Origin of the sequence: Bradyrhizobium sp. HKCCYLRH2060 (assembly GCF_051168135.1) — a bacterium.
GTDB lineage: Bacteria > Pseudomonadota > Alphaproteobacteria > Rhizobiales > Xanthobacteraceae > Bradyrhizobium.
Genome location: NZ_JBNPUK010000013.1, coordinates 115,913 through 138,128 on the forward strand (window position 1 = coordinate 115,913; position 22,216 = coordinate 138,128).

At 65.7% G+C, this 22,216-nt stretch carries 7 protein-coding genes; 1 reads left to right on the forward strand and 6 read right to left on the reverse strand.

All coding sequences use genetic code 11. The features are described from left to right. Positions 1 to 12 precede the first annotated feature (12 nt). Positions 13 to 510: a 2Fe-2S iron-sulfur cluster binding domain-containing protein gene (locus ACQR10_RS24105; protein ID WP_316218022.1), complete on the forward strand. Its 498-nt coding sequence runs from the start codon at positions 13 to 15 to the stop codon at positions 508 to 510. 301 nt (positions 511 to 811) lie between these two features. Here the strand turns inward: ACQR10_RS24105 and ACQR10_RS24110 are convergent, their stop codons facing one another. From ACQR10_RS24110 to ACQR10_RS24135, 6 genes are all read right to left on the reverse strand, one after another. After that, positions 812 to 3,916, reverse strand: coding sequence for a DEAD/DEAH box helicase (locus ACQR10_RS24110; protein ID WP_316218070.1), 3,105 nt, complete (start codon positions 3,914 to 3,916; stop codon positions 812 to 814). An 880-nt stretch (positions 3,917 to 4,796) separates the two neighbouring features. Next, a complete protein-coding gene (locus ACQR10_RS24115) occupies positions 4,797 to 6,680 on the reverse strand; it encodes a hypothetical protein (protein WP_316218023.1) in 1,884 nt (627 codons plus the stop codon). Beyond that, a complete protein-coding gene (locus tag ACQR10_RS24120) occupies positions 6,673 to 12,342 on the reverse strand; it encodes a hypothetical protein (RefSeq protein ID WP_316218024.1) in 5,670 nt (1,889 codons plus the stop codon). The genes ACQR10_RS24115 and ACQR10_RS24120 overlap by 8 nt, the downstream gene beginning before the upstream one ends. 37 nt (positions 12,343 to 12,379) lie before the next feature. Further along, positions 12,380 to 15,676, reverse strand: a complete 3,297-nt coding sequence (locus tag ACQR10_RS24125; RefSeq protein WP_316218025.1) for a hypothetical protein — start codon at positions 15,674 to 15,676, stop codon at positions 12,380 to 12,382. A 51-nt stretch (positions 15,677 to 15,727) separates the two neighbouring features. Next, the gene (locus ACQR10_RS24130) at positions 15,728 to 19,234 is read right to left on the reverse strand and encodes a DUF6603 domain-containing protein (RefSeq protein ID WP_316218026.1); all 3,507 of its coding nucleotides are present in this window, start codon (positions 19,232 to 19,234) and stop codon (positions 15,728 to 15,730) included. Further along, complete coding sequence (locus ACQR10_RS24135; protein WP_316218027.1) at positions 19,227 to 21,743, reverse strand: M64 family metallopeptidase; 2,517 nt, start codon at positions 21,741 to 21,743, stop codon at positions 19,227 to 19,229. Before ACQR10_RS24135 ends, ACQR10_RS24130 begins: the two co-directional genes overlap by 8 nt. Positions 21,744 to 22,216: the final 473 nt, after the last annotated feature.

Consider the following 22,216-nt stretch of genomic DNA (forward strand, 5'->3'; position numbering starts at 1 on the left):
GAGCTCTCGGCCATGACCAATGAAGGCGGCACCAGGCGGTTTCGCATACGGCTGGAACGTCCGGAGGGGACGTTCACATTCGACGCCGCATCCGACGAATATCTGCTGTACAGCATGATCGACGCCGGCATCGAGACCCCCTACATCTGCGAGCAGGGCTGGTGTCTCGCATGCGCCGCGCGCTTGGTGTCGGGCACCGTGGACCGCTCCGATGCGTTGACGGTCTACCCTCAGGACGCTGAAGCCGGCTTTCTGCTGCTGTGTTCGACCAAGCCGTGCTCGGATCTGGTCCTGATGCTCGACGAGCGCCAGACCCGACGGGACATGATGCAACACCGGATCGAGCACAATCAGCTGGCGCGAGCCTATCCGCCCGGCGCACGTCTCCGGTTTCGCCGCGGACGCGCTACCGCGCGGGTCGACGTGTGCACCCGTTCAGCAACAGGAACTCGAACAGACGAGCCGGCGACATCCGCTCAGATGGGGCTGATTGGGCCAAAACCCACATAGCGTCCTTCTGCATATCATGAGGACCGGTGGTCACCAAAGCCGCAAAAAGGTGAAGCTGGTTCTGTCGCTGACTCATTCGTTTGTTGGGATCCGGGCTGGGTCGGTCGCCAGCGCAGCTTTGAACTTGAACGATCCACCGCATCCGACCAGCCGGTTCAGAACAGCTCGAACGATCGTCTCTGTGTCCCGCAACACGAGTTCTCTGAATCGTCCTTGCCAAGGGTGAAGCGCCATCGCTTTCATTTCGGGGCCCCCGAGAAGGGCACACAACATCGCTTCAAGTTGAGTGGCGAATCCCTCGTCATTCGTCCAACAGATCCAAGAACTGCTCGACCCTTCGTAAAGCAGGTTCATCGCTGCGCCCGGGGTAGACGACGCGATCGCCCTCGCGCTGCAGCGACCGTGAGCATGACTTCTTGATCCTCCCTGCGAGCATCGTTGCGGCAATTGCATCCGGACCGACATCGAGACGCATGATCCCCCGTTGCCTGCAACTTACCCTGAGCTTGGCGACAGCAAAGAAATTGCTGGCCTCGGATGGCAGCTTGCCGAATCGACGGTGCGTTTCATCCTCGAGCTCCTCCAGATCGTCATCACTCCGGCACCGAGCGGCTCGAGCGTAGATCTCCAGCCTGACCGCCTCCGATTGCACATAGCTCGAGGGAAGCAGCTCAGGGATGGGAAGATTCAACTCAGGGATCCAGAGCGCGGACATTCCATCGCGGTCTCCCTCCAGGGCAAGCGTCAGAAGGTGGCCGTAAAGCGTCGGTCCGAACACCTGCGTGTGGCCGGATTGTCGATCGGAGCGAAGGTCGCCACCACCGCGCAGGTCGAGGTCGCGAGCGCTGATCGCGAAGCCAGCGCCCGGACGACTCAATTCCTCAAGAGCGGAAAGCCGTTTTTCCGAGCGTTCGGAGCCGCCTTCCGTCAGGAAATGCGCAAACGCCCGGATGCCGCCCCGTCCTACTCGCCCCCTGAGCTGATGCAATTGTGCCAGGCCGAATTTTTCCGGCCAGCACACAACGATGGTATTTGCACGTGGGATGTCGAGGCCACTTTCCACGATGTTGGTTGCAAGTAGTACATCGGCACGACCTTCGACGAACCCCATCAACCTCTCGTCGATCTCGTCGGTTGGCAACTTGCCGTGAATGGTCATGATACGTAGTTCCGGCGCCAGCGCGTGGATCCTGGCGAGCATGGGATCGAGATCCTGGATCCGCGGACAAATGACGAAACTCTGACCGTTACGTCTGTGCTCACGAACCAGGGCAGCGGCGATAGCTATGTCCGAGAGCGGTGCCACCTTGGTGGCAACCGGAACACGATGGACCGGCGGGGTTGCGATCACGCTGAGGTCCCGCAAGCCCGTCAAGCCCGCTGCAAGTGTGCGGGGGATCGGTGTCGCACTCATCCAGAGCCGATGGCCGTTCTTATTGAGGCCCGACAGCATGGCTTTCTCAGCAGCGCCGAAATGCTGCTCCTCGTCAATGATGATCAGACCAAGGTCGGCAAATCTCACCTCCTTGGATGCGAGCGAGAGGGTCCCGACGACGATCCTGAGTTCTCCGCTCTTGAGGCCCTCCCTGACCTTTCGCGCTTCGGCGGTCGAGGCAACCCGCGACAGGTTTCCAACATCGATGCCAAGAGGCGCAAAGCGCTTTCGAAAGGTTTCGACATGCTGTCGCGCCAGCACTGTCGTCGGCACGACGATAGCGACCTGCTTTCCGGCCAGCACGGCGGCTGCCGCTGCTCGCAGCGCCACCTCGGTTTTGCCAAAGCCGACGTCTCCACAGACGATCCGGTCCATCGGGTGCCCCGATGCAAGATCATCCAGAACGTCGCGGATGGCCTTCGCCTGATCGGGGGTCGTGAAATAGGGAAACCGCGCGACGAACTTCTCATAGACAGCAGGACGCGGCACGAGCTTCGGAGCTGGGCGCCGCCGGCGCTGACTCATCTGCTTGGCCAGCTCCTTTGCGACCACGTGAATTTCCGTCTCGGCAGCCGTTCGCCGCGGCCGCCACGAGCTGCCGTCGGCCTTGTCCAGCGAGGTGTCTCCGAGCTCGGCGGCGTAGGGCCAGATCAGGGCCAATTCTGCGAGAGGGACGAGAACGGCGTCGTTTCCGGCGAATACCAACCTGACCATCTCGCGCGCCGAAAGATCGCCCGCGCCCATGGATCGCAAGCCGCCAAGGCGTGCGAGTCCACGTTGCAGATGAACGACCACGGATCCGAGTTCGGGGAGATCTCCCGAATCGAAGCCGGGCGTCCACGCCCAGTTCGTCGGTTGCGGCTGGTGCGCCCTGCTGCCGAGCACGTCGGCAGCAGTGATGACCACGAGCGGCTTCTTTCCAGGAACGACAAAGCCCGCATCGAAGCCTGCCAGCAATGCGGCCTGCTGCCTGCCCCTTGCGGTCGCGTGCGTCCAATCGGGCACGCACTCGGCCTTGATCGCGCTCATCCGGGCCATCACACGCAAATCCGCTTCGACCGCAGCGACGAAGAGCACACGTGCGCTGCCGCGCTGGGCTTCCTCGATAAATGCACGGAGGGCCTTCCGCGGAGAGGCTGCCTTGTAGAACTCTGGCGTCGCACGATACGGAGTGGTTGGCGGCAAGACAGTGATCTTCTTCGCCGCCAGCTCCCATTCGCGCCGGCTGAGATAGGCACGGTCACGCTCACTGCGGGCGGCCGCATCGTCGATCGTGCTCAACCAGGTCTCGGCGTGCCTGGGCACGGTGCTGTCGGCGATCCATTTGGCGCGCGCACAATAGTCCAATAGGCTGGACCTTCTTCGCGCCCGGCCCGTGAACGCCAGCCGCTCGGACATCGGGTCAATCAGGAGCTCCTTCGCTTCGGAAATCACCTCCTGGTCTATCGGATTGATCGCTGCAATACGCCGGATTCTCCCTCCGGAATGCTCGATCCTAAAAGGTCCGAGCGCGCCGGCAGGGAATATCTCGAAGGTGTTGCCGTGAAACAAAACTCCACCGGGATAATCCGGACTGTCGTCCAGGTCGTACCCGAGAGCTTTCAGACGGGCCTCAAGGTCTTCCTCGGAAAAGACGGCCCCGGTCCGAAGTGGAAATCCGATACGAGACCAGCTCGCAGGCAACGGCAGGAGCTCCATTATGGCCTCCACCGTCGTGATCAGCAGGATCGGCTTCTTTGCCCTGGCAAGGCGTCTCAAGACGGAGCTCCGCCGACCCGCGATATCACGTGACGGCTCAAGCTGATCGAACGGAAGCGTGTTCAAACGGGGATAGACGAGCACATCACAAGCCGGCTCGATAACTGGGATGATCGAACCCAACAGCTCGGCTCGGCTCTCATTTTCGGCGAGGAACACAAGTCCGCCTCGGCCCGAAGCACGCCATTGCGCAGTAAGATACAGCGCCAACATGCCCAATGGAGACGAGGAGGAAATGCCGGTCCGAATCGGAGCCTTCGTTGTTGTCGCAACAGATGTTTTCTTCCGCAGGGCGACCTTTGGTGACGCGGAGCGCTTTGCTGATGTGTTCTTGCGCGGCGTTGAGCCACGGGGCGTACGAAGAGCAGTGGTCACTGAATTCTCGTGCTGAATTGACGAATGCGATGCAAGCCTGCGAATCTCTGTCGAGCTTTAGCGGATTCGACGGCTTCAAGGGATCCAAACTTCGGAGTGTCGATCACCGTTCTCCCCTTAAGTGCGACGGTGTCACCGACCAGCACCATCGTCGCGCTCCACGTGGGCAGACTGGGGTGTGATTTCAACTATGACGCAGAGAGATTCGTTCTTGAACGACCGTGGTACGAACGCGTTGATAAGCGTGATCGCGGCCTTGGTGACTGCGCTGCACAGAATTCGCGAGCCAGGCTGACGGCCTGCGGTGGGACTACCTGTCACGAGGTTTGAGCAGAGCCGGCAGTTGCCCCATGCCGTAAGCGAGGCCGCGTGATCTCTGTCCTTATGGCTATGGGCCTCTGCCGAAGAGGCTCGGGCCGCAACGTACAATAACGCAGCAGCTTCAGATTCGACACAATCAATGCGAACCTCTCCGCGCTCAACCTCGAACGGTGTTCCTCGTGCTCGCTCTCCGTTGCTCCTGCTGTGTCATGAAGGAAGCGCTCAGGTCGGGAATGGGCCTTCGGATAGTCAGACTCGCCGGCCACTACGTAGTCTTGGGGCACCGAGCGTCTGCCGTCGCGCGAGAAACGACCGACTTGGGAATGACCCGCGCCCGTTCAACCCTCCACCGCCGGCGGCCGCGCCACGCCAGATTCGACGGTGACGTTTCATGCGTTCATGCCTTCCGCTTCGGAAGGATCGTGTCGAAAGCGAGCTTGCTCGACCGCTCGCCGCGATCGGTCTCCTTGCGGATGCCGAGCCAGACGAAAGTGCGGCCGTTGTACCAGCGCGTGCGCTGGAAGCTCTGGGTGACACGAATGCCCGCGCGCGGCACCTCCTCCTCATGGAGATTGTAGCCCTGCTGCTGCGGGAGGTCGAGACCGTGGCGCAGCAGATCGGTGCGAGGTTCGACGCGCACCGGCGGATCCGGGTCGCGGTCGATGACCCGCAGCAGCGCGGCGCGACGCAGCTGAATCTCGCGGCTGTCGTTGTCGATGTGCACTGGGATGAACGGGATCCAGTTCTCCGGCATCTCGCTCATCAGCCGATAGCGGATCGCGGCGTCGTTCTCGATCGGCGGCGCAGGTAGTGGGGCCGGCGGCAGGCTCTCCTCCACTAGGCGACGGAAATAGCGGCGGGTGTCGAGCGCAGCGCTGCGTCCGCTCTTGCTGTCGCCCGAAGCCAACATCACCCGCGACTCGACGCCCCACACCATGTTGGCCATCTCGTCGCGGAACAGTTCCACGGATTCCAGCGGCTCGCCCTCCTGGATCTTCGGCACGCTGGGCACGACGAACAGGCTGAGATCGGCGGGAATGTCGTCGCTCCCCTTCGTCGCCAGCGTAAACATCGACCAGCGTTGCCAATCTTCATCCGCGCCCTTGCCCGCGGCTTCGACCCAGATCCGCTCTCCGAAGACGTTGGTCACGCTCATGCCGGCGACCCTGGTGATCGCCCCGGCCGGCACCGTGAACGGCATCAGGAACCAATCGTTGGCGTAGACGAGGCCGAATTCGATCAGCAGCAGCTTGTTGACGTCCGTCGTCTCCGGATCGATGTCGCCGAAATTCGTTCGTCCCTCCTCGAAGGTCCACCAGCGCGTGTTCGGCATGCCGTCGAACTGGATCGGCGCCGGGATGAACGACGCCGTGAAGGTCGTCTCGACGGCGGCCGGCGGCGGCGCGTCCGCCAGGTCACCGAGCCCTGCGCCGGAGGCGTCGACGTCGAAATTGTACCAGTCGAGATGCCCCTGGAAGTATTCGTCGGCGACCACGAGCTTCTCGCCGCCCGCCTTGGGCGCCGACGCTGCAAAGGCGTATTCGAGGCGATCGGGCAGCCAGGCATCGGCCGCACCCGCGGCGGGCTGGTAGAACGCCTCCCGGTACCACGCCAGGAATTCGGCCTCCGCCGTCTCGATCGCAGCAGTGCTGGCCGGGTTGCCGAGCGCGACGAGGTCGTGCGCGTGATTGCCGGGCGCGGCCATCAGATGCTCGACGAGGTCGTAGCCGTCCATGGACCTGCCGGCGAGCGCCGCCATCGTCTGCCAGGCTTCGCGATGGGCGGCGACCGGCGCATCGGCCTTGAGCGCCGGATCTGGCATGGCGAGCGGCAGCGCCGCGATGAATTGCTGGGCAAGCCCCGGCTCGATGCCGGCGACGAGCTTCAGCCAGCGTCGGCCCAGGGCGATGCGGAGATCGAACGCCATCTTCTGGCCGGCGAGACGGAACGGGATCGGCCGCCGCTCGACCTTGGCTTCGAGCGGCACGTCGTCGGCGAACGCTTCGGGCGGATTGCCGGCCGCGCGGTATTTCGTCAGTTCGGTGGTCTCGATGTGCACCTTGGCGACGACCGGCGAGCCGGCGTCGTCGCCCTGAAACTCGCCCATCTGCCACTGCTTCGTCAGCAGCCACAGCGGATCACGAACCTCGGCCTTGAGCGCGCGGTCGAAATCGTGCGTGCGTGGGCGGCCCTCGAGCCTGTTCCACAACGTGATGGTGGGCAGCTTCACCTTGCCGGAGAACACGGCGGAGAGGTTCTGAACCGCGACATGGTCAGCCATTGCCCGTCTCCGTCTCGGCCAGCACCGCGGCGAGGTTGTTGTTGAAGGCGAGGTTGAGCGAGGCCGTGATCGGATGGAAGGTCACGGCGGACACCAGCGCCGGCAGGAAGCGGGCATAGGCGGTGGTGTCGACGTGGTCGGGCTCGATCGCGCGCTTCTTGGCGAGGTCCATCGTCTCGCGCACCGTGTCGACGAGATCCTGCCACTGCCACGCGCCGACAAATTTCGGCGGCAGCGCCAGCAGCAGGGTCTGCGGCGGTTCGGCGTTTGGCCGGTCGAAGTGGAACGCCAGCCCGGTATCCTCGGTCGGGCGCGGGATCACTTCGGTCCACTCGTCGAGCAACAGCCCGAGTTGCCGCCGCGCCGGATCGAAGCTTTCGGCGAAATGCGCGGTATAGAGCAGCTTGTCCTCATCGATCACGAACGGCTTTCCGTCGGCATCGGTCTCCGGGAATTCGAGTCCGAGCCACGGCAACTCGGGGCGATGCGGAAATTGCAGCGCCTGCAGCGCGACGCCCGCCCCCGTGAACGCCTCGGCGAGATGCTGCGAGGCTTCCAGATCGTGCAGCTTCGACCGCACCCGCGCGACACCCGTGAACCAGTCGTCGAGCGGAAAGCGGCGTCCGATCGTCGTCTTGACGAACCCGAGAATGGTCTCGTCCGCCTGCGCGCCCGCGCCCCAGGCGTTGCTCCATTCACCGGCCAGCGCCGCTGGCAGGCCGAAATCCGGCACGATCTTGAAATCGTCGCCGAACAGCAGCTTCGCCGCCGCGGTCAACGCCTCGATCTTGTTCTTCGCCTCCGCCGCGGCATCGTATTGATCGAGCCGGGCCTGGATCGCCGGCAGCCGCGTCGTCAGCTCGAGCGCGAGCGCGGCGGTGCGCTTCGCCATGTCCTCTGCGAGGGCGACGATCGCCGCGCGCTGGGCTTCGATGTCGATCACCGCGGCGTCGAACGCGGCGTTCGCAGCCTTCGAGGCTTCGATGCCGTCGTGCAGGGCGGCGAGGTCGGACGCATTGTCGTAAAGCGTGATCAGAGCGGCGCGCTGTCCGACGAAAGCGGCGCGCTTGCCGCTCATGAGATCGTCGCGGAAATCGTCCGGTTGCGCCGGTAGAGGGTCGGTCGCCGTGGTCGCGATCAGCTTTTCGGCCACCCGCAGCGCCAGGAACTTCGCCGCGTCCGGCGCGCCCGGATCAGCGTCGTAAGCGGCCATGCGTGCGTCGAACTCGGCGAGTTGCCGGGTCCATCGAGCGATGTAGCCGGCGAGTGCGGCATGCAACTGGGAGAAGATCCGCCGCCGGTCGGCGTAGACGGCACCGGTACCGGTCTGCAACGGCGCGAACGGACCGAGACCCTGCATCACCGACACGAAGCCGGTGATCGTCAGCTCGATCTCCGTGGCGATCTGCGCCACCTGCTTGGCGTCCAGGCGGGCCTGCAGCGCCGTACGGAAGGTGTCGAGATCCGCAAGCCCCCCGACGAGCAGGACGCGCGGCAGCGTCGCCCGCTCGCGTGCGAGCGCCGCGTCGAGATCGACCGCCTCGTTCGCCTCGCCGGCCATCGCCATGTCGCTCGCCTTGAGCGGACGCGAGCGCAGCAGCAGGCTTCTGAGATGCCGCATCAACGCCGACAGCTCGAACAGCGGCACATGCCCGGCGATCGCCGCGATCCTCTCGCGGTAGGCGATCGTCAGCATGGCGTCCGGGCGCGGCGTATGAGCGGCGATCACATGCGCTTCGATCAGATCATCGAGCGCCTTGGCGGCTGGATCGTTGTCCGGATCGAGCAGATACAGCAGGTCGATCGGCAGCAGGCCGAGATCGGCCTGCGTCACGTTGTAGTTGACGGCGGAAAGATCGAGCGGGTCGGTGACCGTCACCGAGCAGGCGACCGCTGCCGGCGGCGGCAGAATGCCCGCGAGCCAGGCGTTGAGCGCAGGCTCCGCCTTCGCCCGCGGCGATGTCAGCGCGCCGTCGTTCGGGTCGAGCCCGGCCTTGAGATGCAGCGCCACCCGGTGGGTCAGCGTCACCCCCGACCGCGGCGTACGCACCACGTCGGGGGTCGCCGGGAATTTTCCCTTGGAGTAGGTGTCGAGCACGGCGCCGGCACGGTCGTAGTTGCCCTGCACCACCTGATGCACGCTCTCTGCCATCGCGAGGTCGGCGACCGCGTCGGCGATGTCGGCAATCCGCGCGGCCTCGGCGGTGATCGCGGCTGCCTGCTGCGGGCTCGCCGCCGGCAGGTCGGCATCGTGGCCGAACGGATAGCTGCTCACGCCGCTGGTCTTGATGTGCTCGACCAAGGCCAGGCCGTCGATGACGTTGCGCGCCTCCACCCGGTCGATCCGCAGCCGCCGACCGAACGCGTCGAGCCGACCGGTACGCGTCGGAGTCAGCCGGTCGCCGACCAGCGGGAACACCTTGCGGAGGTCGTAGATGAACCCGTCCACTTCGACGTCGTGGCGGTCGTGCAGGCCGCGCTCGAACTGGTAGCCGAGCAACGCGCCGAGGCTCTGCTCGCCCTTCATTCCCTCGATGATCGATAGCGCGATGCGGACCCGTTCCGAGCTGAGATTGACAGCGAGGCTGCCCGGATTGTCGGGCGTGGCGTTGGACAGATAGCCGTTGCGCAGCACCGCGGCGGTCACCGCTTGGTTCAGCGACGGCGCGTGGATGTAGCCCTGGTTGCTGCGGTCGCGCATCAGCGGCGGCGCGTCGGGATCGGCAAAGATCGCCGCGAGGTTTGCCGGCAGTTCGACGGCCGTCAGCTTCTTGAACTCCGGCTTGACGTTCTCGAGCCAGCCATAGGCGCCGAGATAGATTCCCCTCTTCGCCTCGCCGGCCGGTGCGCCCGGCTGGGCGGTCCCCCGGCCGGCACCGTTCGGATAGCGCATCCGCTCCAGTTGGCGGCTCATGATGCCGCCGTACCAGGCGTCGAACCGGTAGGTGCAGAGGTCGAGATGCTCGGCGAACACCCGTTCCAGCACCGCCGTCGGCGACCTCTTCAGCCGTTCGAGCGCATCGAGCTGGCGCTTGAGATACGCGGTAGCGACCATCGAGGTCAGCACCGTCGGGATGAACTCGCCGACCGTCCTCAGTCCCGTTCCGGTGACGGCGGCGTCGCTGCGGTGGAGGTAGCGCCAGCGGCTGCCGCCGGCCGCAGCCGGCACGGCGAGGCTCGCCTCCTCGACCTGGAAGAACTTCGGCTCGCGCCGCGCCGCCTTCAGCTCGGTCTCGCCGATCAGCCCGGCATTGAAGAACAGACGGATGCTGGTCTCGACGAAGCTCAGGTCGAGCGCGTGATGCAGCATGAGATACAGCAGCGCATTCGGGCGCTGGGTGAAGCCCTGCTGCAGCCGCAGCGCGTCGTGGGAGGTCGCCGCAGCCTTGATCAGCCAGCCGATGTAGTTGTCGCCGCCCGCGGTGTAGGCGCGGATCTGCTCGGTCTCCGACAACGGACGGTCGTCGATCAGCGGGCCCTTGAGCTGGTTGGGCGCCTTGAGAAAGAGTTTCTCAAGGATGTCCGGCACCTCGATTCCCTCGGGCGGCGTGTAACCGAGCTGCTTCAGCAGATCGAGCCCGCTTCCGACATAGCCTGCGGCGAGCAGGAGCGCGACCAAGGCGCCGCCCGCCCCCTGCATCGCGAGGCGGTTGTACAGTTCCTTGAAGCTTTCGGCGAAGCGCTGCTGGAATTCTACCGATCCGGCGTGCAGGCCGAGGACATCGAGCAATATCTGATGACGGTCGCCGCCCGGCTTGCCGATGTAGGACACCCGCGACATCAGCGGCTCCAGATCGGCCTCGACCTTGCGCAGCAGTTGATACAACCGCATCAGGAACCGCAATTCCGGATCGTCCGGTGCGTGCGCGGCCCCGACCGCGACGTTCGACCCGGCGAAGATCCATTGGATGCGCGAGCGCGGCGTCGCCGGCAGGATGCCGTAGGGCTGACGACGGACGCGGATCGTAGGCATCGGCCCGCGCGCCGACACGTGCCGGACGAAGAAGTCGCGGGTCCGCTCAACCGTCGAATCGTCGAAGATCGGATGAAGCATGCTCTCCATGAAGTAGCCGAGCGTAGCCGGCCACAGCGCCGTGTTCATGGCGCGGGCGTCGTTGACGTCGTGGCGATGGTAGAAGGGGATCGCCGCCAGCGCGGCCGGATCGAGACCGAGCGTGGCGGCGAGGCAGCGTCCGTCTGTCCGCTCGAACCATCCGTCGGGGTCCAGGGGCGGAGTGCCGAAGTAGTGATCGAAGCTGACGTCGGAATCCTCGCGCCAGCTGTAGGCGGCGCCCTCGCCCTCGACGTTGTTGGTCGGCTGGCCCTGCGGCAGGATCGAGAACCCCGCCTTCGACTGATGATGATGGACGAACAACTGCTCCAGCGCGACCCGGCCGGCGTCCGCATCGGCCCCGAGCCGCACACCGAGCACCATCAACTGATCGAAGCCACGGCGGAAGGCGGCCGGCGTTAGCGGCACCCGGAGTCCCATGCCGATCTCGACGGCACGGTCGAAGTTGCGCACCCATTCGAGCTCCGGACCGAACGTGATGTCGTCGCCGTCGCCCGCGACCGATGCGTCGTCCGTTCCGGTCGGCGACGGCGTGACCGGCAGCGGCGACGGAATCGGTTTTCCAAGTTGCTCGAGCTCGAGCGTTCCGTTGTTGTAGCCGAGCAGGACGAGGCGATCAGGCAAGGTCCGGGCGGTCGCCGGCTGCGACCAGCCGGTCTCGCGCATCGGCGTGGCGTCCGTGGCGGGAAACTCCAGATACGCGGCGATGACCGTGGTGGTCGCGCGGTCCGCGCCTTCGGGCGGCGCGTCGGCGAGATTCCGCGGCCGGTACGCCTCACGGACCGCCGCGGCGCGCTCGGCGCCGAGCGCGCTGTCGAGCGCGGCGATCGCGTCCGCCTGCGCGGCCGCATCGGTGCCCGCGCGCCACAGTGCCGTCCAGAACGTGCTGACCGCACCTCGCTCGGGATCGACGAGCGGCGCGCTGGTCACCACCGTCAGGATCACGGTCGGCACGCCTTCCACTTTGGCCGGTCGCGCCACCTCGTTGAGCGGGCGATGAGTCTGGATCACGTAGTAGGACCGCCCCGAGCCCTGTCCGCTCAGCAGCGTTCGCCAGGCGGCCCGCTCCCCGGCGGGGTCGTGGTTCGCCCGCCAGACGTCGGCCCAATAGGCCTGGGCGCGCTTCACTTCGTCTTCCGACAACGCCTCCTCGAAGCTGTCGACGGCGATGTCGTCCGGATAGACCCGGACCCACAGCTCGTCGCGGTCGCCGCCGAATTCCGCCGCCTGCTTGAAGCGCGTTTCGATTCGCAGCGGCATCAGCAGGATCGGCGTCTGATCGGACAGCAGGCCGATGTTGCGGCGGGGATCGGTGAAGTTCGCGAACAGCCCGATATTGCGGACCACTTCGTCCTTCGCCGCCCTCAGCGCACCGCCCAGCCGCTCGATCTCGGAGGCCGCCGCCTTGATCTCCTTGTCGATCGCCGCCAGCGCCGGATCGTCGGCGCCCTTGCTGACGCGCTCGGCCCGTGCGCGGTCGCGGATCAGCCGCGCGCGGGTGTGGCGAAGCCGGCCGATTTCGCGCGACGTCGCATCGGCCGCGGCGCGCGACGCTTCCAGCTCCTTGCGGATATCATCGAACTCGGACATTTCGCTTCAGCCGCCCCCTGTCGTGTCCGCTGCGCGATCAGTTCGGCAGCATCTCGCTGCCGTGCACCGCGACCAGCACGGGAACCTGGTAGAGGATGTAGGCGAGCTCCGCGGAGTTGCTGTCCGGATGCCAGCGGAGCGCCTTGTCCTCATCGTATTGTTGTTTCTTCTCCTGCAGCTCCGGAGCCACCGGATCGTCCAGGGTGAGGGTCGGCCCGCCCGGCCTGATCTGCAGGAAGCCCTTGTCGGCGTCGGACAGCACGTCGGGCCAGGCGAGGTCGTTCCAGACGTTGAGCGGCCCATCGCGAGAAATATCGAGGCCGAAGCGCGGCTCGCCGGGCCGCTCCTTGATGACGAAGAACCAGCCCGGCGCCGTCGAATTGCCGCGGCCGCTGCCCCCCTTCGCCTCCTTCGAGGTCAGGTCGAAGCCGATGAAGGTGATGTCGGGATCGACCTTGGCTTCGTAGAGCGGTGTGCGCAGGCGATCCTCCACCGGACCGTCGGTCTCCAGCACCCGCTCGACGCGGGGATTGATCGCGCCGCCGTCGTCGCGCTGCCAGCGCGCCTTCTGGGCGTAGATCACCGCGGTCGGATATTTCTTCAGCAGCTCGCCGCGGATGACGAGGACGACTTCCTCCTCGTTCTCGCCCGGCTTCTCGCGATGGTCGTGATCGCCGAGCTTGGAGAACAGCGACCAGGTGTGGAGCGGCGGAATATCGCGGAGCTTTTCGCGCAGCTCGTCCTTCGACAGGCCCTTCCGGTCGATCACGCCGCTCGGGTCCCAGAACTGGCGGAAGCAGCTGCCGCGCTGGTCAGTGGGATATTCGCGCCACAGCAGCTCGCGGGCGAATTCATGGTTGAGGCCGACCATGTAGGCCTCGATGAAACGCTGATTGGTCTCGAGCAGCGTGATCGTGTTCTGCGGAATCTTGTCGATGTTCGGCAGGAAGTGCTCGTCGGACAGGCCGAGAAGCGGCTTGTACATCGGCAGGTCGATTTCCGGATATGCCATCACCGGCTTGAACACTTCCGGCTGCAGCAGCGTCGCGATCCCGTTGATGGCCAGCACTCGCGGCGGAATGGTGATCGAGGAGAAGGTGAAGGCGGGCACCGTCTTGTCGGGATCAATCGCAGCGAAGGTCGACGCTCCGAGCGCGGCGATGTCGATCGGCTTGCGCAACGGCGGCTTGCCGAGATCGGCGCTGACTGTGAGCAGCCGGTTGAGGTCCTTGAGGGCCAGTTTGAAGCGCGCCGCCTCCGGGCTGTCGGCGGACGAAGCGCCGCCGACAGGCTCCGGCGCGGCGGGATCAGGATCGCGGATGGTGAAAGACGGAAAACCCGGCAGCGCGTCGATGACCTCGGGCGAAGCCCCTTGCGGCAACACGCCGGTCGCGATGCCAGACTGCTTCTCCAGCCGCACCAGCCATCCGAACAGCGCCAGCGCCGCTGCCGCGACCACGATCGCGAACGGAATGGCGACGGCCAGCAGCAGCACGGCGAGCAGCAGCAGAACGACCAGCAATACCCACTTCGCCCAGCGGTGCTTGGCGAGCCAGTCGGTCAGCTCCGCGGGCAGCGACTTCGGCTGAAGTTCCGCGGCGACATCCTCCACCGCCGGCAAGGCTTCCGGGGTGACCCGCGGCGGCGCCGCGCTGACCTCGCCGCGATTGATCTTCTCCAGCAGCTCTTCGGCGCCTTTCGGCGAGTCGAAGCCGAGCGTCGCCGCGACCTGGTCGCGCGGCCGGAGCGCGCGCCGGAACGGCGCAGACAGCGCCGCGCGGGGCACCGTGCTTTCCTTGAGCCGATGGCGCAGCGTGAAGCCGTCGGCGATCACCCGGCGCTGCACCGGCGCCATCATCGTGAGCCCGCGCTCCGCGCTGAGATCTTTCAGCGGCCCGAGATGGCGCGCATGCCAGATCGCGGCCGCCGCCTTGGCGAATTGCGCCAGCCTGATCCGCCGGTTCGCCGCGAGGATGTCGCCGACCTGGTCCCAGGCGGCGTCCATATAGGCCTCCTGGTTCTTCTGCACGACTTCCGTGCCGAACGCGGCGGGAACGCGAAACCGCGGGTCCAGATTGAGCTCGTGCACCCAGTTGCGCGGCTGCGGCGCGTCGCTGCCGTCGGCCTCCTCAAGCAGCCGTTCGGTGAGCGCGTGCCAGCGGCCGTACAGCGGCGGCGTGATCACCGGGTCGGGCGCGCCTTCGCGGGCATAGTCGTCGGTCAGGTTGACGAAGCCCGCCAGCGCCTTCTCGAATTCGTGCGCATAGGGTTCATCCCAGCCCTCATAGGCCGCAGCTTCTGCCTCCTGCGCACCGGTCAGCGCCTCGTCCGGCACCTTGAGCGCGCCGCCGAGCCGCAGCACCCCGTGAAGCCCGGCGACCGCGATGGGCGGCATCCCGGAACCCGGCGTCTGCGTGTCCATGTCGCGGCGGCCGAGCCGCGAGTCCGGCGGACGCGGCTTCAGCAGGCGGACGAGGTACTCGAAATCGCCCACCGTCCCAGTCTTGAAGTACCACCGCTTGTACACCGGATGCAGCGTCGGGAACGGCCGGTCGGTATAGTCCGCCCAGGCCGACAGGGTCGCGAAGAGCGCGGGATTCGCCACCGGCGCGATTCCGAGGCCGGCGAGACGGCCGCTCTCGAAGGTCGGCACCACGAACGCATGGTAGGACGTATTCGGCTTCAACTGACGCGGCGACAGGACGCGCGAATAGGCGTAGTCCGGATTGCTGGCCAGCAGGCTCTCCAGTCGCGCCCTCGCCTGGTCGGCATTGGTCGATTCCACCACGCCGTCCTGCTGGATCAGGTCGCGATTGACGTGGACGTGCGCCCAGGCCCAAAGCTGGTCGGCGGGCGGAAACACCGAGGCCGGATCGCCCGTCACCTCGATCGCCGGCAGCGGCCGCGCCGACGACACCGCGACTTCCTTGAACTCCTCCACCTCGAGCACCAACAGTGCGAGCCACGGGCGCAGCCGGTGGCGCGACTCGTCCGGCGCCGCCGGCGTGTAGCGCCACGGAAAATCCTCGTCATAGAACTCAACGAAGGGCAGGTAGTTCGGCTCGAAATTGGTGATCCAGTCGCGCGGCTCCACCTTCACCACCGCCTTCGGATCGATGCCGACGATGTCGCCGGGACCATAGAGCGCGACGTCGCGCGAAATCGTCGCCGTCAGATCCGTGTCGCCCTGGACCGGCCGCCCGGCCAGCGACAAGTCGACCTTGATCGTCGCGCGCAGCGCCACCGCGTTGTCGTTGTCGGCTGCGGTGATGTTGTTCGCCACGCCGAGCCGCAGCCAGGGCAGGAAGGAATAGGTGCCGATCGTGTCGCTCATCCCGCCCCTCCCCGCCGCCTCGCCGGACCGCCCGCCATCATCGTGCCTCCGCTACGCCGCGCGCTTCATCTCGTGCGGGCGCACGATATGGGCCTCGCTGGCGAAGCTCGGATTGCGCCGCGTCTCGGCCGCCATGAATTCACCGGCGCTGGCGCGCGATTGGAACGACGCAGGCGCGCCGGCGATCGGCGAATTGTCGACCAGGCTCACCACCACATAGGACGCCTGATCGACCGCGATCTTGTCGTCGAATCCGTGCTTCAGATCGCGCGACTTCGCCGAGATCTCCGACCGCGCCACGGCGTTGTTGGCCAGGAAGTGCGTGAACAGCCCGGAGATGAGCGTGACGAAGCGCCGGCGTGCGCGCTTGAAATTGTTGTCGACGATGATCTCTTCGTAGCGGGCGATGCGCTTGGTGACATAGCTGGTCTTGGCCTGGTTGCCAGTGACCGACAGCTCCAGCCCCGCCTCCTCGGCCTCGTAGTCGGAAGCGCTGAGCTTCTCGCCGTCCTTGAGGTCCTTGAACTGGGCGATCGCGAACGACTCCCGGATGGTGGCGCGCTTCTCGATGCCCGACGTCGCGGCCGCGACCGCGAAGTAATTGGCGTCGTCCGGGCGCTGCGCGCCGATCTTGTCGAGGGTGATGCCGAGCGGAATCGCACGCTGGGTGATCTTGAGCGAGCCGACCGGATGCAGCACAAGGTCGGAGCCCGCGTCCACGGTCTTGAGCGTCACCAACAGCCTGCTGCTGTTCTGCAGCGCGGCAGTCCAATTCTCCGCCTTCGAGTATTCCGCCACCAGCAGGGGCAGCACGGAGACCGGCGGCAGGCTGGTGTCCTCCTTGTCGCCCCAGGTGTGGGAGAAGTCGACGTCGACGTCCCAGAACAGCAGCGAGATGCTCCCGGTGCCCTCGACGTGCCAGGGCGATGTGCCCTCGAGCGAGCCGCGGAAGCGGATACTGAACAGCCCCGCGCCGAACAGCTTCACCGACAGCGAGGCAGAGATCGTGATGATGAAATAGAACGGCGAGAACTGGAACAGCGCGTCGAAGGCGAGATGGCCCTCGATGCTGGCGATCGAGATGCCGAAATAAAGCTCCGCATGTGCGCCGAACTGCACGGTGTTCGACGTCACCGCGAAATAGGCGTCGACCCGGATGCGGGCCACCGGCGTGTTGAGGATGTTGATCGCGATCCGGGGGATCGGCGGGAACGGCAGCGGCGGTGGATTGTAGGCCGGGTGGAAGCCGCCGACGGAGACGATGAAAGTGGCGTCGCCGCCGAATGACGCGAGCACGCCCATGCCGCCGTCGAGCGGCATGAAGATCACGCGCGATTCGTACAGGATGGCGAAGAACCAGCCGCGCTTCTTGTCGAATTCGATCGCGCCCATGAAGGCGACCTGGATGATGATGAGCGGCAGCCGCTCGTCCGGGATCGCCACCGTCAGCTTGCCGATGATGGCGATGTTGCCGGGAATCTCGATGATGATCCCCAGCGACAGGCTGATCAGCGTCGGCGTGCCCCAGCCGAACTTCGCCATCGGGCCGATCAGGAAGGTCCCCTGCTCCGGCGGGAAGAAGGTGCGGAGGTCGGAGATGATCCGGTGCGCGTTGGCAACGACGTCGTGCGGGAACAGCACCGAGTCCAGCGAGCCGGCGCGCACGCCGTTGACCAGCGCGTCGAGGTCCATCGAGCGGTTGAGGCCGACGAGTCCGCCGACTCCCAGCAGGGTGAAGCCGAAGCCGAGCTGCATTCCGGGATTGAACTCGACCGTGATGATGGCGATGAAGGAAAAGCCCTTTGACCCGTCCGGCATCTTGGTGGTGATGACGCCGATTGCCGTCACCGAGAGAAAGTCGAGGATCTTCAGTTCGAGCGCGCCGGCATATTCGCCGCGGTCCGGATCGATGAAGAGATAGCCGCCGCCTGTCACCGCCCCGGCATCGATCGACAGCCCGACGCCGTTCGGTGGCTTGAAGCCGAAGGATAGATCGATCGGGCCGAGATTGCCGCCGCTCCCCGGAAAAGCGAGATCGGTCCGCAGCCCGATATTTTCCACCACCGCGACCAGCGGACCGAGCGCCGCCTTCAGCGTCGCGCCGATATCGATAGGGAGGCCGCCACCCGACGGTGTCACCGCGAGCGTCAGTCCCTGCACCTCGATCGGACCGAGGTCGATATGCGCTGGGATCTGGATCTCGAGATGCGAGGTGCCGCGGAAATACACGCCGCGCGGATAGGCGACGCCGAGGCCGAGATCGAACTCGAACCGCGTCGAGATCCCCGACAGGATGGTCGAGATGAAGCCGTCCGAGCCGGACGCGTCGAGGACGAAAGCGAGGCCCTTGAGATCCACCTCGGCGAACACCTCGACGTCCTTGCCCGCCACCAGCGTGAAGCCGCCGGCACCGCTCACCGATTGGTATTCGAGCCGCGTGCCCTCGCCGGTGCCGAGGATAATGGTCGGGCTGCCGGAGGCGGCGGAGTATTCCACTTCGACGCGCGCGGTGCCCTTGGCCGACGTCGGCGCGCCGCTGCCCGCGAAGCCGGTCACCATGTCGATGCCGCTGCCCGGCCGCACCATCAGGCCGACACCGCCGGTGAGATCGAGGTCGCTCGAGATCGTCACCGCGATCGTCGGACCGAGCTGCATCCGCACCGACAGCAGCCCGCTGAACGACGGCAGCAGCGCGAAGCCCGGCTTCTTGGTCCCGGACTTCGGCAGCGGGAACAGTCCGAGCTCGGCCGATAGCCGACCCGCGTCGCGCGCCCGCTCGAAGAACACCAAGCGGAGCCGCTTGCGCACCGCGGCACGCCCGGTCGGAGGGCCGCCTTCGAGCGCGCGCGCGACCCGATCCGGCACCTCCACCATCCGGACGTCGAGCCCGAGCCCGGCCGCGAGGCTGTCGATCTGTCGCGCGAAGCCGGAGAAGTCGAAGCTGTCGGTGCCCCAGCCGAAGGCGTTCTCGAACAGTGTCACCGGGTCGGAGACGATCTTCGGCAGGTCCGGGAAGCTGAACCTGTAGTCGATGTAGTCCGGGCGGTTGCCGGCCGGCGCGGTATAGCGGGTGCTGATGACGCCGAGCGCCTGCAGCGCGAAACCGATGCCCGGATGATGGTTGCGCAGATAGGTGATGAAGAGATAGCCGACGAGCTGCCCCGGAAACTCGCCCTTGAAATTGTCGGCGTTCAGCGTCGCCGAAAATGCACCGCCGGGCGCCGAGACGAGGTCGTCGATCGCCTGCACGACGCCGGCGATCGCCTCGATGGCCTTGAAGGCGTCTTCGAGCGCCCCGGACTCCAGCGTCATCTCGCCGTCGGATGCCACTTCGCCGTCGAGCGACAGCCCACCGCCGACCAGCGCCTGGAGCCGATCGAACAACAACTGCAAGTCGACCGCGAGATCGGCGATCGGCTTCGGAATCACGTCGGAATCCCAGCCCAGCTTGAGCAGCAGGCCCTGGAACGCGGCCGGCGACTCCACCGCCGCCCGCAGCGGCAGCAGCAGCTTGCCGATCTCGGCGACGATCGTTTCGAGGGCGCCCGGTTCAGCCATTTTTCTTGGCCTCCGGATAGAATTCACGGTCGACGACGTCGTGCAGAGCGGGATCGACGCGGTTGGTGATCAGCCATTTGCAGACATGGCAGAAAGCGCCGCTGCTGTTCCGCATCTTGCAGTCGCCGGCCGGCCGATAGACCAGCCCGGTGAAGTTGTATGCGCCCTCGTACAGGCCGACCAGCCGCTGCGCCTTGCATGGCGGCTTGAAGTCCGGGATGTCCTTCGGGTCGTCGCCCTCGTCGTTCACATGAGCGGTGTCGGTATCCTTGTTGAGCGGCAGATGGTTGCCTGCGATGAAGTCGCGCACCTTCTTTTCCACCACATAGACCAGCGCGTCCGCATCGTCGCGGCGCGGCACGAACAGCAGCGAGCCTTTCGGAAACACGGGAAACGGCGCTGGCGGCAATTCCAGCCCGCCGAGCCGGATCGAGCCGAGGTTCTGGTCGATGTCGCCGATGTCGAGTCTGACGAGGTAATCGGCATCGATGAACGTGAGCGGCAGTTGCTGGCCGATCGCCGTGATCTGGATGCGGCGGAGAAACGCCTGGCGGCCGGCCGCCTTCGCCTGCACCCAGCGCGGGATCTGGCGCGGGTCGATCCTGACCTCGATCGAGCCACCCTGCTGGGTCGAAGCCTGGGTCAGCTTGGCCGAAAGCTCGATCCTGAGAAGTTCGAACCATTTCACCTTGGACGGATCGACCAGACGGGAGTGGTTGGCGGCGTAGCTCGGATCCTGAAAGATGTCGGCGAGCGCGACGATGTTGTCGTCCTCGCTCGAAGCGGTCGCATTGTCTTCGGCGCTCGTCTCGTATTCGTCGCCGAGATTGAAGGAATGGCCGAATTCGTGCGCAACCGTGTCGATAATATCGGTGAGGTCGGCGTCGATGTCGCTGGCAGGCTTGCGCCGCATCACTTTCTTCGTCGCCGTGTTGGTCGCCGGATATTCGAAGTCGAGCGTCTTCAGGCTCTGCAGCGAATTGGCGGTCACGGTCGACTGGTTGAAATTGGTGCCGCCGATCATGTCCTCGTTGGTGATCATGGCGATCAGGCCGCGGCTGCGCTTGAAGCTGCCGTCCGGTATCCACTCGGCGCCGAGCGCGGTGTGCGGCGACGGCCCGAGTCGCAGTCCGGACAGGTAGGCCATGATCGGCGCCGCAATGTTCGCGCGGCCGTTCCTGGCGAGCTCCGGCGGGTGCCGGCGCGGATCCGGGGCAAGGTGCCGGGTGGGGCTGGCCGGCTTGAAGAACTGATAGGCGCGGGCGATCAGCGGCGCGAGGTTGGCATCGCCCGCCGCATCCGCCGCCGGCATCGTCAAAGCGGCCCCGGACTTCGCCGACCGGTCGCCCCAGCGGACGCCGAGCATCAGGCCGTAGAAGGTGTCACGTGCCTCCAGAATGCCGAGCGATTTCTGCTTCCTCCACGCTTCGATCAGGGTGTCGTTGACCTTCGCGGCGTCGTAGTTGGGCAGCGACTGGCTCGCCCACCGCGCCTTCAATTGCGCCGGCGGCGCGGTCTCGTTGCGGAGCGGCAGGCCGACGCGGGCCACGAGCTCGTCGACGTCGTAGATGCTCTTGTCGTCCGAAACGCTGTAACTCCACGGAATCGGTCCGCCCTTGCCGAGCTCCGAGGTCTCCTCGTCGTTGACGCGCCAGCCGCAGGTCACCGCCTGCTCTTCCGACGCCTGGAAGGCCTTGAATACGTTGAAGCTGCCCGCGAGCGTGCCGTAGGGCTCGTGGCGCTTCTGCGAGAACAGACCGTCCGCCGCTTCCTGCACGATCTTGTCGAACTTGTCCTTCTCGGACGCGCGAAAGCCTTCGGCGAGGAACAGGATGTTGTGCATCTCGGAGGCATTGGCGAGGTCGCCGGCGCGCACCGTGGAGATGTTGTCGCGGGTCTTGGCGTAGTCGACCACCTTCACCGGCAGGCTCTGGTTGACGCCGAGGAAGCTGCCGTCGAGCTGGGCCGCGCCCTCGCTCACGCCCCTCAACCGTCCCTCATTGTTCGTATTTGCCACCACGAAGGTGCTGGGGCTGGCCGAGCTGAGCGTGACGAAGCCGTGCCCGGTGATGTCGCCGACGAGATCGGTCCCGGTCGGATCGTCGCTGAACAGCGCGCACAGCGTCGGCTGGCTGTGGGCAACCGTCGGATGCAGCGCCGTGGTGATCGAGGAGTTGCCGAACCACCAGCCGAGCACATCGTCGTGCACCTGGATACGCGCGACGACGTAGCCGGGGCCGTATTCGATCACCACGAGATTGATGCCGACGTCGTCGCCGGTGATGGTGCGCGCCGCAGGATCAATCGTCACGAAGCTGGTCAGCCGGGACCCGACCGGGTTGTACGGCGCCAGGATTCGAAAATTGCAGTCCGCGGTGACGTCGGTCAGCGTGTAGGTCGTCGAGCCGTTCGGCAGGTCCTGGTCGAACACGCGGAACGGCAGCACCTTGGTCGCGGGCTTCTTCAGCGCGACGTGCATGTCGCAATGCGGATAGACGATGAGAGGCATGCCGGCACGACCCTCTCTCAGCCAGCACACCTATCGGGAAGCCCGTCGCTCCCATCGAAAATCTGGCATCCCCAAGATTGTACACTCAAGCCTTCTCAACACAACCTCAACGTGATACTGTTTCGACATCCTTCCGCAATTGTCGTTTGCCGAGTGGTGTTCTCCATCACTGGGGCCAATCCTGCTGCAAATGCCGGCGGCGTGGAGCTCTCGTTGTCCTCGTTCACGGATGAACACGACCGCTCTATGGCGCGATCCGGTTTCTCTCCGTCGAGCTCCTTGAGACGTACTGCGACTGACCGCGTCTCCTATCCGTGGGTTCGGCCCGACGCTGCTCGACGTTGTCACGGGCGCAGACAAGCACCGTCACGTCATTCGGATGTCAAACAGCCAGATGTCAAACAGCCACTTGCGGTCGCTTCAGGCGTGCGCGCGCAGTCTCGCGGCTCGATGAGTCCGAGGGATGCGCTGGT